Raw genomic sequence first — 15,231 nt, 5'->3', positions numbered from 1 at the left:
GGAGAACGCCCACGCTTGAAGGCACAGGCAGCCTGAAGCGCGCTTTCCTTCACCCAGCGCGGCGCTCTTTCATCCCGCTGACAAGTCGCGCTCCTGCAGCGCCGGTGAAAGCGCTGCACTGTCGGCAGGCTGTCGTGCCCGTGCTTCAGAGCATGGAGGCGATCAAGCGTCCCAGGGTCGCGATCGCCTCGCGCTGCGCCGGACCCTCAGGATGCCCGAAGTTCAGCCGCACGAAATTCCTGAATTCGCGTTGCGCCGAGAAGATCGGCCCCGGTGCGATGCTGATCCCGCTTGCCAGCGCTTCGCGGTGCAACGCCAGCGTGTCGCAGCCCTCCGGCAGTTCCAGCCACAGGAAGTAGCCACCCTCGGGCTCGGCCATGCGGGTACCGGCCGGGAAGTAGGCTTCGACGTCGGCGACCAGCGTGGCCTGCTGGGCACGCAGGGTGGTGCGCAGCGTGCGCAGATGGCGGTCGTAGCCACCCTGTTTGAGGTAGTCGGCCAGCGCGTGCTGCAGCGCCGCCGGGGTGGCGAGGCTGAATGACAGTTTCTGCCGGCGGATCGCGTCGGCGTGGCGGCCGGCGGCGACCCAGCCGATGCGGAAGCCGGGAGCCAGGCATTTCGAGAAGGACGACACGTGCATGACGCGGCCGTCGCGGTCCAACGCCTTGCTGCACAAGGGTGCCTGTTCGCCGTGGTGCAGTTCGGCATAGACGTCGTCCTCGATCAGTGGCACGTCGTGGCGGTCGAGCAGGGCCATCAGCTGGCGGCGACCGTCGTCGGGCACGCAGGCGCCGGTCGGGTTGGCGTAATTGAGCATGAACAGGCAGGCGCGTACCGGGTGCTTGTTCAGCAACTGGTCGAGCGCGGCGAGGTTCAGGCCTTCGCGCGGGTGGCTGGGCACTTCGACCACCTTGAGCCCGAGCCGCTCGGCGGCCTGCAGGCCGGCATAGAAAGTGGGCGATTCGACCGCGATCAGGTCGCCCGGCCGGGTGACCGCCTGCAGGCAGAGGTTCAGCCCCTCCATTGCGCCATTGGTGATGATGATGTCGTCCGGCGCGACGTCGGCGCCTAGACCAAGGTAGCGCAGCGCGATCTGCCGGCGCAGTTCGGGATGGCCGGGCGGCAGGTCGGTCAGCGTGTCCTGCGGCTTGATGCGGCGCGCAGCGGCGGCGAGGGCGCGGCCGAGTCGGTCGAGCGGGAACAGTTCGGGTGCCGGAAAGCTGGAGCCGAGCGGTACGACGGCCGGGTCGCGCACGCTGTCGAGGATTTCGAAGATGAAGTCGCTTACCTTCAGCGCGGTCGAACGCTGCCCCGGCCGCGACATGGCCGGTTCCTGCAGGCGCTGACCGAGGCGGGCGCGTACGAAGTAACCGGAGCGCGGGCGCGCCTCGACCAGACCGCGGCTCTCCAGCAGTGCGTAGGCCTGGGTGACGGTGATCGGGCTGAGGTCGTGCGCGCGGCAGGCGTGGCGCACCGAGGGCAGGCGGTCGCCCGGGCGCAGCACGCCGTCGGCGATCAGTTGTGCGGTGCGGTCGGCGAGGTGCTGGTAGAGCGTCATGCGCCGATGCTATCAGGCAGCGACGCTGCCCCCGACCGCGCGTCAGTCGGTCAGTTTTCCGAAGCCGAGCAGCCGGGTGCCACCGCCGGCAGGGTTGGGGCCGTAGATGCCCAGCATGCGCGCGTAGTCCGGCGCGTAGTAGCGGCCGATCGAACCGCCGCGCACACACACTGTGTCGCCGGCGGTCGCTTCGACCGTCACACCAGCCGATTCGACGAACAGCCGGCCTTCGAGCACGTAGGCGTATTCGTCGTGCGCGTGCTCGTCGGTCCACGTTTCGCCGCGCAGTTCCCATTCCATCAGAACCGGCGCGGTCCAGCCCTTGGGGTCGGGGCGGGTGATCCAGTGCACGCCCGGTCCGCCGTCGCCGACCAGGGGTTGTTTCGGGTACTTCACCGGTGCGTCCGGCATGAGGGATCTCCTGTTCTGCGATTGCCGCGACCTCACGCGGGCAAGGTCGTGCCACAGGGCGGAGGCGGATGTGAAGGCTGATTATTCGGGCGGGAGCGACGCAGGACAATGCCCCGAAAGAGGTAGCCGCCGCGGTTCCGGCTTATGCGGCGGTGCAGGATTGACATGTGCGATACGAGGGTCTAGATTCAAACGAACGTTTGAACACAAGGCCGTGCCCGACCCCATGGACGCCCGCCGCAACCGACTTTCCGTGACCGAAACGCGCATCCGCATCCTCGATGCGGCGCAGTCGCTGTTTGCCGCGCACGGTTTCGAGGCGACCTCGATGAGGATGATCACGACCACGGCCAGCGTCAATCTGGCGGCGGTCAATTATCACTTCGGCTCGAAGGACGTGCTGGTGCAGGAGGTGCTGCTGCGCGGGCTACGACCCCTGAACGCGCTGCGCATGCAGGCGCTCGACGACGCGGAAGCCGCCGCCGGCGGTGCGCCGGTCAAGGCGAGGGTGATCGTCGAATGCTTCTTCAGCGGTTCGCTGGCGCTGGCGGCGCAGAGCGAACAGGGACGCGAATTCATGCGCCTGCTGGGCCGCACCTTCACCGAGCCGTCGGCGGTGGTGCGCGAGTGCCTGGCGACCGAGTACGCGCCGGTGATCGGCCGCTATCGCGACGCCCTGAGCCGGGCGCTGCCGGCAGTGCCGGTCGAGGACATCGTGTGGCGCCTGCATTTCATGTTCGGCGCCATGTCCTACGCAGTATCCGGCTTCGACACGCTGCAGGTGATGACCGGCGTGCAGATCGACGAGCCGGACGCGATGGCGCGCATGGTGCCGCGATTGATGAGTTTCCTGCTCGGCGGCCTGCGCGCGCCGTTGCCGGAATCGAACTGATGGGGCGAAAGCCCGGACGATTACAACTAGACTGCGGACATAAGCGCCTTGCGCGCGTATCGCAGCAGCATGACCGGACGAGGAGATACACATGACCTGGACGCTTCTTCTGCTGTTGCCGCTGGGCCTGATCGCGCTGGCCTACATGCGGGTGCCACTGCTGCTGATCACCGCGGCGCTCGCCGCCTGGCTGGTCGCAGCGGCACTGCATTTCGACTGGTCGGTCGCGGCCAGCGTCACCGTCGCCGTGCTGGTCGGCATTCCGGCGCTGCTGCTGAATCTGGTGCCGCTGCGCCGCGCACTGATTTCGCGGCCCCTGCTCGCGGTATACCGCAACATCCTGCCGCCGATGTCGGATACCGAACGCATTGCCCTCGAAGCGGGCACCGTCTGGTGGGAAGGCGAACTGTTCCGCGGGCATCCCGACTGGCAGAAACTGCACGCCTACCCGGAACCGCAACTGAGCGCCGAAGAACAGTCCTTCCTCGACAACGAGGTTGATGAGCTGTGCCGTCTGTCCGACGACTGGCGCATTTCGCACGAGCTGAAAGACCTGCCGCCGGAGACCTGGCAGTACATCAAGGACAAGGGCTTCCTCGGCCTCATCATTCCGAAGAAGTACGGCGGCAAGGAGTTCTCGGCCTGGGCGCACTCACAGATCGTCACCAAGCTGTCGACGCGCTGTTCGGCGTCAGCGGTGACGGTGATGGTGCCGAACTCGCTCGGCCCGGCGGAACTGCTGCTGCATTACGGCACTGACGCGCAGAAGGATCACTACCTGCCGCGCCTGGCCAAGGGGCTGGAGATTCCGTGCTTCGCACTGACCAGCCCGCAGGCCGGTTCCGACGCGGCGTCGATTCCCGACTACGGCATCGTCTGCCGCGGCATGCATGAGGGCCGCGAAGTGCTCGGCATGCGCGTGACCTGGGACAAGCGCTACATCACGCTGGGCCCGGTCGCCACGCTGCTCGGCCTCGCTTTCCGCCTGTACGACCCCGATCACCTGCTGGGCGAAACCGAAGACATCGGCATCACCTGCGCGCTGATTCCGACCGACCACCCGGGCGTGCAGATCGGTCGTCGCCACTTCCCGCTCAACGCGGTGTTCCAGAACGGCCCGAACTGGGGGCGCGACGTGTTCATGCCGCTGGAGTGGATCATCGGCGGGCCGGCGATGGCCGGCCAGGGCTGGCGCATGCTGATGGAGTGCCTGGCTGCCGGCCGTTCGATCTCGCTGCCGGCCTCCAACACCGGCATGGCCAAGCTCACCGCACGCGCCGTCGGCGGCTATGCCCGCGTGCGCAGCCAGTTCAAGACGGCGATCGGCCGCTTCGAAGGCATACAGGAACCGCTGGCCCGCATCGGCGGCCACCTGTACATGATGGACGCGGCGCGGCGGATGACGGCGTCGGCCATCGATCTCGGCGAGAAGCCGTCGGTGGTGTCGGCCATCGTCAAGTACCACATCACGGAGCGCGCCCGTATCGTCGTCAATGACGGCATGGACATCCTCGGCGGCAAGGGCATCTGCCTCGGCCCGTCGAACTTCCTCGGCCGCGCCTACCAGCAGATTCCGATCGGCATCACGGTCGAGGGCGCAAACATCCTGACGCGCAGTCTCATCATCTTCGGTCAGGGCGCCATCCGCTGCCATCCCTACGTACTGCGCGAAATGCGCGCCGCGCTGGCCGACGATACGCCGGAAGCCCTTACGGAGTTCGATGACGCGCTGTTCGCGCACATCGGCTACACCGCGAGCAATGCAGTGCGCACGCTGATCACCGGCCTGACCGGTTCGCACTGGGTCGGCGTGCCGGGTGATCTGGCGCCGGAGACGCGACGCTACTACCAGCAGCTCACGCGCTTCTCGACCGCCTTCGCCTTCATCGCCGACGCCGCCATGCTGACCATGGGCGGTGACCTGAAGCGCAAGGAGAAGCTGTCGGCGCGGCTGGGTGACATCCTGTCGCTGATGTATCTGTGCTCGGCCACGCTGAAGCGCTACGAGGCCGAAGGCCGCCAGGCAGCCGACGCGCCGCTGATGCACTGGGCGATCTGGGACGCCCTGTTCCATGCGCAGACCGCGTTCGAAGGCGTCATTTCCAATTTCCCGAACCGCCTGATCGGCATGCTGCTACGCCGCCTCATCTTCCCGCTCGGCCGGCCCTACGTGGTGCCGTCGGACCGCCTCGGCAGCGAGGTGGCGAAGCTGCTGATCGAGCCGTCGGCGACGCGCGACCGGCTGACCGCGGACATGTATGTGCCGCAGGACGAGCACGACGCGGTCGGCGCCATCGAGCATGCGCTGAAGGCGACGGTGGCCGCCGAGGCGATCGAAGCCAAGGTGCGCGCGGCGCAGAAGCGCGGCGATCTGAAGGCGCGCGGGCCGGGCATGATGCGCGCCGCTTTCGAGGCTGGCGTCATCGACGCGCAGGAATTCGCGCTGGTCACCCGGCGCGACGAACTGCGCGACCGCGTGGTCAAGGTCGACGATTTCGCGCAGGACTTCGGCGCCGACGCCGTGCCCGCGACGCCGGCCGAAGCGCGCAACGTCACCGCGCTCGCCGCCTGAGGAGTGGCCATGGCGTTTCCCGAAGTATTCGTCGTCGATGGAGCGCGCACCCCGTTCCTGAAGTCGCGCAACGCGCCCGGTCCGTTCGCAGCGGCCGACCTCGCGGTGGCGGCCGGCAACGCGCTGCTGGCACGCCAGCCTTTCCGCCCGGACCAGCTCGACGAAGTCATTCTCGGTTGCGCCGCGCCGTCGGCCGACGAGGCGAACATCGGCCGCATCGCCGCGCTGCGCATGGGCTGTGGCGATCGCGTGCCCGGCTGGACGGTGATGCGCAACTGCGCCAGCGGCATGCAGGCACTGGATTCCGGTCTCGCCAACATCCAGCGCGGTCGCGCCGACCTGGTGCTGGCCGGCGGTGTCGATGCGCTGTCGCGCGCCCACCTGTTGTTCTCCGACGCGATGGTGCGCTGGCTGTCGCAGTGGTACGCGGCAAAGACGCTGGGCCAGCGCGCATCGCTGATCACGAAGTTCAGGCCGGCGATGCTGGCGCCCGTGATCGGCCTGATCAAGGGGCTGACCGATCCGGTGATCGGTCTGAACATGGGCCAGACCGCCGAGAATCTTGCCGCCCGGTTCGGCATCAGCCGTACGCAGATGGACTTTTACGCCATGCGCTCGCACCAGCGCACGGCCCGCGCGCTCGACGAAGGCTGCTTCGGCGAGATCGTGCCGCTGACCGACCGCGACGGAAAGCTCTACGCCGAAGACGACGGCATGCGTCGCGACTCGTCGGTCGAGCGGCTGGCGAAGCTGCGCCCCGTGTTCGACCGGAAGCACGGCCACATCACCGCGGGCAACAGTTCGCAGGTGACCGACGGCGCGAGCTGGCTGCTGCTCGCGTCGCAGAAGGCCGTCAATCAGTACGGCCTGAAGCCGCTTGGCCGCATCCTCGACGTGCAGTGGGCGGCGCTCGATCCGGCGCAGATGGGACTGGGCCCGGTGCATGCCGCGACGCCCATCCTGCAGCGTCACGGTCTCGGATTGAACGACCTCGACGCCTGGGAAATCAACGAAGCCTTCGCCGCCCAGGTGATCGGCTGCATCGAAGCGTGGAAGAGCGACAGCTACTGCCGCGAACAGCTCGGACTGTCACACGCGCTCGGTACGCTGGACGAGCGGCGTCTCAACGTCGATGGCGGCGCGATCGCGATCGGCCATCCGGTTGGCGCCAGTGGCGCGCGCATCGTGCTGCATCTGTTGCACGTGCTGAAGCGCTGCGGGGGTGGCCGCGGCATGGCCTCGATCTGCATCGGCGGCGGACAGGGTGGTGCGATGCTGGTGGAAACCGCATGAGCGTGCATGCAAGCGATCTGAAGCACTGGCGCATCGAGCGCGACGAAGACAACCTCGTCTGGCTGGTGTTCGACCGCGCTGGCGAGAACGTGAACACGCTGTCCGGCGAGGCGATGCGCGAACTGGGCCTGGTGCTCGACGCCTTCGACGCCGCGCCACCGCGCGCGCTGGTCATCCTGTCCGGCAAGACGGGCGGTTTCATTGCCGGCGCCGATATCGGCGAATTCGGTGCGGTGAAGGACGAAGCGGGCGCGCGCGACATCGTCGGCCGCGGCTGGAACCTGTTCAACCGGCTGGCCGCCGTGCGCTACCCGACCTGCGCACTGGTGCGCGGCTTCTGCGTCGGCGGCGGCACCGAACTGGCGCTCGCCTGCCGCCACATCGTCGCGGTGGACGAACCGGGCACCCGCTTCGCACTGCCCGAAGTGCTGCTGGGCATCGTGCCCGGCTGGGGCGGCATGCTGCGCCTGCCTCAACGCATCGGCGCACCGGCCGCGCTCGACATGATGCTGACCGGCCGCGCACTCGACGTGAAGCGGGCGAAGGCGGCCGGCCTGGTCGACGAGATCGCGCCGGCGAGGCTGATGCGCGAGCACGCCCGCGCCCGCGTGCTGTCCGACCCGGCGCGCCGTCCGCTGCCCTTGCTGCAGCGCCTGCTGCTCGGCCCGCTGCGTGGCATGGTGGCGCGCAAGGCGCTTGAAGGCGTGGCGAAGAAGGCACGTCGCGAGCACTACCCGGCGCCTTACGCCATCGTCGAGATGTGGCGCGACTTCGGCGGCAATGCGCTGGCGGTGCCAGCCGGTCATCCGGCGTCGATGGCGGCACTGGTGGCCCACCCGACGACGCCCAACCTGCAGCGCGTCTATCACCTGCGCGAGCGTCTGCGCGGCTTCGCGAAGAACGACGCCGCGACGCTGCCGCCGGTGCGCCGCGTGCACGTCGTCGGCGCTGGCGTCATGGGTGGCGACATCGCCGCCTGGTGCGCACTGCGCGGCTTCCAAGTGACCTTGCAGGACAACGGCCTCGCGCGCATCGCGCCGGCCATGCAGCGCGCGGCGAAGGCCTTTGCGCGCAAGTTCCGCCGCGACCGCACTGCGCTGCGCGCCGCGCTCGACCGGCTGATTCCGGACCCGACAGGCGCCGGCGTCGCCGGTGCCGACCTGATCATCGAAGCCATCTACGAGGATCTCGGCGCCAAGCAGGCGCTGCTCGCCGACGTCGAGCGGCGCGCGAAACACGACGCCCTGATCGCCACCAATACCTCCAGCCTGCGCATCGAGGACATCGCGCAGGCGCTGCACGTGCCCGGCCGTCTGGTCGGCATCCATTTCTTCAATCCCGTGGCGAAGATGCCGCTGGTCGAAGTGGTGCGCGGTGCCGACAGTTTCGAGCTCGCAGTGCAGCGCGCCGCCGCCTTCGTCGGCGCGCTCGACAAGCTGCCACTGCCGGTGGCCAGCGCGCCAGGCTTTCTGGTCAATGCGGTGCTCGGACCCTACATGCTCGAAGCGATGAAATGCGTCGACGAAGGGATGTCGCCCGAGGTGGTTGATCGCGCGGCGCTCGATTTCGGCATGGCGATGGGGCCGATCGAACTGGCCGATACCGTGGGTCTCGACATCGCAATGGCCGCAGGCGCCCGCCTGACCGGCGGCGCAACGGCACCAGCCTGCCTGCAGCAGCGGGTGAACGCCGGGCACCTCGGTTGCAAGAGCGGGCAGGGCTTCTACGTCTGGAAGGATGGCCGACCGGTGCGCACCGGCGCTGCCACCGTGCCGGCGGGACTGGCGGCGCGGCTGGTCGAGCCGCTGATCCGGGTGACGCGCCGCTGCGTCGAGCAGGGCGTGGTGGCCGATGCAGACCTGGCCGACGCCGGCCTCATCTTCGGCGCCGGCTTCGCTCCGTATACCGGCGGACCGCTGCACTATCATGCGGTTTCCGCAATGCAACATCAGAGTCATCCATGAGCCAGAACATCGAACACCTTCCAGAAGAACAACCGGCGCTGCGCATGCTGCCCATGCCGCGCGACATCAATGCCGCCGGCGACATCTTCGGCGGCTGGGTCATGTCGCAGGTCGACGTCGCTGGATCGATCGCGGCGATGCGCCGCACGCGTTGCCGCGTGGTGACGGTGGCGGTCAATTCATTCGTTTTCCTGCAGCCGATCACGACGCAGTACCTCGTGTCCTTCTACTCGCGCGTCGCGCGCGTCGGCACCACGTCGATCACGGTCGATGTCGACGTCTACGCAGAAACCGGCTATGACAGTGTGAAGATCCTGAAGGTCGCCTCGGCGCAGCTCACCTATGTCGCGGTGAACGAGGACGGCAGCAAGCGACTGATCGCGCCCGAACAGTCCTGACAGTATTCGGTGTGCCCTGTGCAGGGACACGCCGTGAGCGCAGCACCATTTACGACGCACAGAGGAGGAGTCATGACGCAGACGAAACAGCGCCGCAGCCACGGTGCCACGATGAAGGTTCTGGCCCTGGCGATCGGCGCCTTCGGCTCGACCGCCAGCCACGCCGCCGCCTTCCAGCTACTCGAAGGCAACGCGAGCGGCCTCGGTAACGCCTATGCCGGCAGCGCGGCGGTCGCCGAGGACGCCAGCACGGTGTTCTTCAACCCGGCCGGCATGACGCTGCTGCCCGGGCGCAATGTGGCCTTCTCGGTCGACCTGGTACGGCCGCAAGCCGAGTTCTCAGACCGTGGGTCGACCGGGCCCGGAGGCGCGCCCGGAGTGGGTGGCAACGGTGGAGATGCCGGCGATTGGGCAGCCGTCCCTGCGGGCTACATGACTTGGCAGCTGACCGATCGCTTGTTCGCAGGCTTGGGGGTCGGTGCGCCATTTGGCCTGAAGACCGAGTACCCGAATAGCTGGGTCGGTCGATTTCATGCTGTGAAGTCGGAACTTAAGACGGTCAACATCAACCCGTCCATCGCCTTCAAGGTGAGCGACGTGTTTTCGGTAGGTTTCGGCGTTAATTTCCAGCGCATTGACGCTGATCTGACCAAGGTGGCAACGGCGGGAGGCGGATCAGCACTACTTGGACGCATTGAAGGCGACGACACGGCGTGGGGCTGGAATATCGGCGCCATGTATCAGTTGTCGCCGACGACCCGACTGGGCCTAGCCTATCGGTCGAAGATCGATTACGAATTGAAGGGTACGTCAAAGTTCACGGCACTTAACGCGGCCGGTGCTCTTGCTTTGCCTGGCGTAACGGCGGCACGCGGCGGCAATGTAACGGCCGACGTGGAGCTTCCCGAGGTGGCGACTTTCAGCGTTCATCAGCAACTATCCGAGCGTTGGACCATGTTGGGCGATGTGAGTTGGACGGGATGGTCTTCGCTGCAAGAGCTCAGCATCAATCGCACCGACGGTGTAAACGTGACCACCGAGGATTTGCGTTGGCGCGACACTTGGCGTGTTGCATTCGGTGGCACGTATGCCTATACCGATGCGCTGAAATTGAAGTTCGGTCTGGCTTGGGACCAGACACCAGTGCGTGACGCAACCCGTCTGCCGCGCGTACCAGACGAGGACCGCTTCTGGCTGTCGTTTGGCCTGCAGTGGAAGCCGACTGCCGATTCGGCAGTCGATGTGGGCTACGCCCACATCTTCGTCAAGGACGCGAAGCTCAACAACGGTGGCACGACGCCGCTCACGACCGGCAGGATAGTCGGCGAGTACGAGAACTCAGTCGATATCCTTGGCGTGCAGTACTCGACCCGCTTCTGATCCGTCCCTCTGTCGTACCCGGTCCGGTCGCCGCGCGCGGCCGGGCCGCCTCTCCCGGGAGTCCGCATCGTGACATCCTCCAGATTCCGCATCCGTCGCGTCGCCGTACTGGGCGCCGGCGTGATGGGCGCGCAGATTGCCGCCCACTGCGCCAACGCGAACGTTCCCGTCATCCTGTTCGATCTGGCCGCAAAAGAGGGTGACCCCGACGCCATCGTCAAGCGCGCCATCGCTGGGCTGAAGAAGCTCGAACCGGCGCCGCTGGCCACCGCCGACCGCGCGGCTCATATCGAAGTGGCGAACTACGACCGCGACGCGGCGCGACTGGCCGACTGCGATCTGGTGATCGAGGCGATCGCCGAGCGCATGGACTGGAAGCACGGCCTGTACGCCAAGGTGGCGCCGCATCTGCGTGCTGACGCGATCTTCGCCACCAATACCTCCGGCCTGTCGATCAATGCGCTGGCCGACGGCTGCCCGGAAGCGATGCGCAGCCGTTTCTGCGGGGTGCACTTCTTCAACCCGCCGCGCTACATGGCGCTGGTCGAACTGATTCCGGCGCGCGGCACCGACGCCGCGCTGCTCGACCGCCTCGAAGACTTCCTCACCACGACGCTGGGCAAGAACGTGGTGCGCGCGCTCGACACGCCCAACTTCGTCGCCAACCGCATCGGCGTGTTCTCGATGCTGGCGGCCATGCACCATACGACGCGTCTGGGCCTCGGTTTCGACGAGGTCGACGCGCTGACCGGCCCGGCCATCGGCCGGCCGAAATCGGCCACCTACCGCACGGCCGACGTGGTCGGTCTGGATACCTTGCTGCACGTCGTCAAGACCATGACCGACAATCTGCAGGGCGACCCTTGGCACCGCCACTACGTCGCACCCGCCTGGCTCGCCGCACTGGTCGAGCGCGGCGCGCTCGGGCAGAAGACCAAGGCCGGCGTCTATCGCAAGGATGGCAAGGCGATCAAGGTGCTGGACCTTGCGCTGCAGGATTACCGCGATGCCGCCGGCGCGGTCGCCGAAGAGGTGCAGACGATACTTGCCGAGCGCGACCCGGCGATGAAGCTGGCCGCGTTGCGGGCGAGCGAACATCCGCAGGCGCAGTTCCTGTGGTCCATCTTCCGCGACGTGTTCCATTACGTCGCCGTCCATCTGGGCGACATCGCGCACAACGCGCGCGACATCGACTTCGCGATGCGCTGGGGCTTCGGCTGGAGCGCCGGCCCCTTCGAAACCTGGCAGGGCGCCGGCTGGCAGCAGGTCGCCGGATGGCTGCGCGAGGACATCGCCGCCGGCCGCGCGATGTCGGACGCGCCGCTGCCGGCCTGGGTGTTCGAGCGCCACGGCGTGCACGAGGCCGCGGGTTCGTGGTCGGCTGTCGCCGCGAAGCTCGAGCCGCGCAGCGTGTCGCCGCGTCAGCTATTCCCGGAACGCGTGCTGGCCGAAGTGCCGCGCGCGACGCACACCGTATGGGAAGGCGAGGAGGTGCGGCTGTGGACGCTGGACGACGCCGACGGCGAGCGGGTGCCGGTGCTGTCCTTCAAGAGCCGCATGTCCTGCGTCGGGCCGAAGGTGCTGGACGGCATCCGCGAAGCCATCGCGCGCGCTGAGCGCGACTTCGACGGCCTCGTGATCTGGCAGCCGCAGGGGCCCTTCTCGGTCGGTGCCAACCTGAAGCAGATCCGTCCGGTGCTCGAAGCGGGCGACTTCGTGACGCTGGAACGCGTGATCAACGACTTCCAGCAGGCGTCGATGGCGATCAAGTACGCCCAGGTGCCGGTCATCACTGCGGTGCAGAACATGGCGCTCGGCGGCGGCTGCGAGTTCGTCATGCATTCGCCGCGCGCGGTGGTGGCACTCGAAAGCTATATCGGCCTGGTCGAAGCGGGCGTCGGCCTGATCCCGGCTGGCGGTGGCTGCAAGGAATTCGCGATCCGCGCTGCGCGCGCGGCCGAAGCGTCGGCAACGAAAGACCCGATGAACTTCCTGCAGTCGGTATTCCAGACCATCGCGATGGCGAACGTGTCGAAAAGCGCACGCCACGCGCAGGAACTGGGCCTGCTGAAGCAGGAGGACGTGGTCGTGATGCACGCGAATGAACTGCTGCACGTCGCGCGCCGCAATGCGGTGGCGATGGCCGACAGCGCCTGGCGTCCGCCGCTGCCGGCGGTCGACATTCCGGTGGCCGGTCGCAGCGGCATCGCGACGCTGGACATGATGCTGGCGAACATGCGCGAGGGCGGCATGATTTCCGCGCACGACTACCGCGTCGCGCACGCGTCGGCGACCGCGCTGTGCGGCGGTGACATCGAAACCGGCGCGCGGGTGAACGAACAGTGGCTGCTCGAAGTCGAGCGGGCGCTGTTCGTCGATCTGCTGAAGACGAAGGAAACGCAGGCGCGCATCGCGCACATGATGGACACCGGCAAGCCGCTGCGGAACTGACGGGAGATTCGCGATGAAACAGATACAGGATGCCTACATCGTCGCCGCGAAGCGCACGGCGGTCGCGAAGAAGGGTGGTGCCTTCCGCCACGTGCGACCGGACGACATGCTGGCGCACACGCTGCGCGGCGTGGTCGACGCGGTGCCCGCATTCGACCTGAACGACATCGGCGACGTGGTGGTCGGCTGCGCGATGCCGGAAGCGGAGCAGGGCATGAATGTCGCGCGCATCGGCCTGCTGCTCGCCGGCTTCCCGGTGTCGGTGCCGGGCGTCACCGTGAACCGCTTCTGTGCCAGCGGGCTCAACGCGGTGGCCGACGCGGCGATGAAGATCATGACCGGCCAATGCGATATCGCCATCGGTGCCGGCACCGAATCGATGACGGTGATGCCGACCATGATGGGCAACAAGGTGACGGTGAATCCGCGTGCCTTCGAATCGCCGGAGAACGTAGCCATTGCCTACGGCATGGGCCTGACGGCCGAAAAGGTGGCGCACAAGTACGCCGTGTCGCGCGAGGACCAGGACGCCTTCGCGCTCGCGTCCCACCAGAAGGCGCTGGCGGCGATCGCCGCCGGCCGCTTCGCCGGTGAAATCCTGCCCTACACCGTGCGCAGCCATCTGCCGGACCTGGCGAGCAACACGGTGCGCATCGTCGAACGCGTGTTCGATACCGACGAAGGTCCGCGCGCCGATTCGAGCGCCGAGGGGCTGGCGAGGTTGCGCCCGGCGTTCGCCGCGCGCGGCTCGGTCACTGCCGGCAACAGCTCGCAGATGTCGGATGGCGCGGCGGCGGTGCTGCTGATGTCGGAGGCGGCGGTGCAGCGCACCGGAGCGACCCCGATCGCGCGCTTCCGCAGCTTCGCGGTGGCCGGCGTGCCGCCGGAAATCATGGGCATCGGCCCGGTCGAGGCGATTCCGCGCGCGCTGAAGCAGGCCGGCATGGCGCAGGCCGATATCGACTGGATCGAACTGAACGAGGCGTTCGCCGCTCAGGCGCTGGCCGTCATGCGCACGCTCGATCTCGATCCTGCGAGGGTGAATCCGCTCGGTGGTGCGATTGCGCTCGGCCACCCGCTGGGTGCGACCGGTGCCATCCGCACCGCCACCGTCATCGCGGCGATGCAGCGCGGTGAAGCGCGCACCGGCATGGTGACCATGTGCATCGGCACCGGCATGGGTGCGGCCGGCATATTCGAGAAGGTGTGAGCGGAACAGCGACGGCGCCGGTGCGAAGGCCCAGTCGCGGCCAAGGCCGCTCCCACAGAATCATCGGCGCGGGTCGTTCCCGAGGCGTCCTGTGGGCGCGGCCTTGCCCGCGACGCAGCGCTGGCGGACCGCGGACTTCGGTTCTCAGATCGCCATCGCGAGCAAGCTTGCCCCACAGGACGCGTCGCCCTGCAGGCGGTATAAGCTCGCGCCTTCGTCCTTGAGGTTTCCCTGCCGATGACATCCAACGATTCCGGCCGCATCCTGACCACGCTGGAGCGCGGTGTGGCCACGCTCACCATGTCGCGCCCGTCGCGGCGCAACGCCTACACGACGGCGATGATGCAGTCATTGCGCGAGGCGGTCGAGCGGGTGCTGCCCGACCCCGAGTGCCGTGTGCTGCTGCTGCGCGGCGACGGGGCGAGCTTCAGCGCCGGCGGCGACGTGCACGAGTTTTCGCAGAGTCTGCCGCTGGATGCACCGGCGCGTCTGGCCACCTTTCGCGCGCTGGTCGAGAACTGGGTCAATCCGGTCATCATAGCGCTGCGTCACGCACACCAGCCGGTGGTGGCCGCGGTGCGCGGCTACTGTGTCGGCTACGGACTGTCGCTGATGCTGGCGTCCGACATCGCCATCGCGGCCGACGACGCGGTGTTCAGCACCGCCGGCATCGGGCTGGCGCAACCGGGGGCCGGCGGTCAGTCGCACTTCCTGGTGCGCGCACTGGGCGAGCGCCGGGCGCGCGAGCTGATGTGGAGCGCGCGCCGCTTCGACGCGCACGAAGCGAAGGCGCTGGGGCTGGTCGAGCGCGTGGTGACGGTGGCGGAGTTCGACGACGCGGTCGAAGCCGAGGTCGAACGGCTGGCGAGCGGGCCGCGCCACGGCTGGGCGGAAATCAAGCGACTTCTGAATACGTCGGGTCAGCCGCTGGCGCAGCAACTGGCCGACGAAGCCGCCGCCTTCGGCCGCTGCGCCGCGACCCAGGATTTCGCCGAAGCGGTGACCGCCTTCATCGCACGGCGCAAGCCGAAGTTCGAAGGGCGCTGAAGGCGCGCGCCGGGGCGCCGCGCGTCATCACCGGCGCGGGTCGAACCCTCTCGAA

11 protein-coding genes are annotated in these 15,231 nt (G+C 67.8%); 9 read left to right on the top strand and 2 right to left on the bottom strand.

What is annotated here, in order from left to right; all coding sequences use genetic code 11:
* Positions 1-145 precede the first annotated feature (145 nt).
* Together IV112_RS03680 and IV112_RS03675 are read right to left on the bottom strand one after the other, a co-directional pair.
* Positions 146-1,558, bottom strand: a complete 1,413-nt coding sequence (locus IV112_RS03680) for a PLP-dependent aminotransferase family protein (protein WP_304001097.1) — start codon at positions 1,556-1,558, stop codon at positions 146-148.
* Between the two features lie 42 nt (positions 1,559-1,600).
* Positions 1,601-1,969 (bottom strand): cupin domain-containing protein, encoded by a 369-nt coding sequence (locus IV112_RS03675; protein WP_304001096.1) that lies wholly within the window; start codon positions 1,967-1,969, stop codon positions 1,601-1,603.
* A 226-nt stretch (positions 1,970-2,195) separates the two neighbouring features.
* On the opposite strand from IV112_RS03675, the gene IV112_RS03670 reads away from it, so the two are divergent.
* From IV112_RS03670 to IV112_RS03630, 9 genes are all read left to right on the top strand, one after another.
* Positions 2,196-2,861 (top strand): TetR/AcrR family transcriptional regulator, encoded by a 666-nt coding sequence (locus IV112_RS03670; RefSeq protein WP_304001095.1) that lies wholly within the window; start codon positions 2,196-2,198, stop codon positions 2,859-2,861.
* 91 nt (positions 2,862-2,952) lie between these two features.
* Complete coding sequence (locus IV112_RS03665; protein WP_304001094.1) at positions 2,953-5,433, top strand: acyl-CoA dehydrogenase; 2,481 nt, start codon at positions 2,953-2,955, stop codon at positions 5,431-5,433.
* A gap of 9 nt (positions 5,434-5,442) precedes the next feature.
* Positions 5,443-6,726, top strand: a complete 1,284-nt coding sequence (locus IV112_RS03660) for an acetyl-CoA C-acetyltransferase (RefSeq protein WP_304001093.1) — start codon at positions 5,443-5,445, stop codon at positions 6,724-6,726.
* Positions 6,723-8,690: a 3-hydroxyacyl-CoA dehydrogenase NAD-binding domain-containing protein gene (locus IV112_RS03655; protein ID WP_304001092.1), complete on the top strand. Its 1,968-nt coding sequence runs from the start codon at positions 6,723-6,725 to the stop codon at positions 8,688-8,690. Before IV112_RS03660 ends, IV112_RS03655 begins: the two co-directional genes overlap by 4 nt.
* Complete coding sequence (locus IV112_RS03650; protein ID WP_304001091.1) at positions 8,687-9,088, top strand: acyl-CoA thioesterase; 402 nt, start codon at positions 8,687-8,689, stop codon at positions 9,086-9,088. The genes IV112_RS03655 and IV112_RS03650 overlap by 4 nt, the downstream gene beginning before the upstream one ends.
* Before the next feature lie 72 nt (positions 9,089-9,160).
* Positions 9,161-10,468 (top strand): OmpP1/FadL family transporter, encoded by a 1,308-nt coding sequence (locus IV112_RS03645; protein ID WP_304001090.1) that lies wholly within the window; start codon positions 9,161-9,163, stop codon positions 10,466-10,468.
* A 69-nt stretch (positions 10,469-10,537) separates the two neighbouring features.
* The gene (locus IV112_RS03640; RefSeq protein ID WP_304001089.1) at positions 10,538-12,919 is read left to right on the top strand and encodes a 3-hydroxyacyl-CoA dehydrogenase/enoyl-CoA hydratase family protein; all 2,382 of its coding nucleotides are present in this window, start codon (positions 10,538-10,540) and stop codon (positions 12,917-12,919) included.
* Positions 12,920-12,932: 13 nt separating this feature from the next.
* Positions 12,933-14,129, top strand: a complete 1,197-nt coding sequence (locus tag IV112_RS03635; RefSeq protein WP_304001088.1) for an acetyl-CoA C-acyltransferase — start codon at positions 12,933-12,935, stop codon at positions 14,127-14,129.
* Positions 14,130-14,366: 237 nt separating this feature from the next.
* Positions 14,367-15,176, top strand: a complete 810-nt coding sequence (locus IV112_RS03630; protein ID WP_304001087.1) for an enoyl-CoA hydratase/isomerase family protein — start codon at positions 14,367-14,369, stop codon at positions 15,174-15,176.
* The last annotated feature ends 55 nt before the right edge of the window (positions 15,177-15,231 follow it).

Source organism: Methyloversatilis discipulorum, from assembly GCF_018780585.1.
Classification (GTDB): Bacteria; Pseudomonadota; Gammaproteobacteria; order Burkholderiales; family Rhodocyclaceae; genus Methyloversatilis; species Methyloversatilis discipulorum_B.
Note: the sequence above shows the minus strand (reverse complement) of the source record. Positions and strands in the feature narration are given on the sequence as shown.